At 64.9% G+C, this 435-nt stretch carries 1 pseudogene; it reads right to left on the reverse strand.

Features of this window, described 5'->3' with window-relative positions:
• Positions 1-435 (reverse strand): annotated as a pseudogene (locus tag AC1U89_RS24825) (NADP-dependent malic enzyme); the annotation flags it as partial.

Consider the following 435-nt stretch of genomic DNA (forward strand, 5'->3'; position numbering starts at 1 on the left):
CCTTCACGCTGCCGATTTCCTTGCCCRCCACCTTSAGGCCGTTSAGCAKSGCCGCSGCCRMGRTGATGGCCGTACCGTGCTGGTCGTCGTGGAAGACGGGGATGTTCATGCGCTCGCGCAGCTTCTTCTCGATATAGAAGCACTCGGGCGCCTTGATGTCCTCGAGGTTCACACCGCCGAGCGTGGGCTCCAGCGCGGCGACGATCTCGACGATCTTGTCCGGGTCGCGGGCATCGAGTTCGATGTCGAACACGTCGATGCCGGCGAACTTCTTGAACAGGCAGCCCTTGCCTTCCATCACCGGCTTGCCGGCCAGCGGGCCGATGTCGCCCAGRCCCAGCACGGCGGTACCGTTGGTGATCACGGCCACGAGGTTGGCGCGCGAGGTGTACTCGGCGGCCATCGACGGATCCTTGGCGATCTCCTCGCAGGCGT

It is taken from the genome of Caulobacter sp. 05T431 (assembly GCF_056665975.1).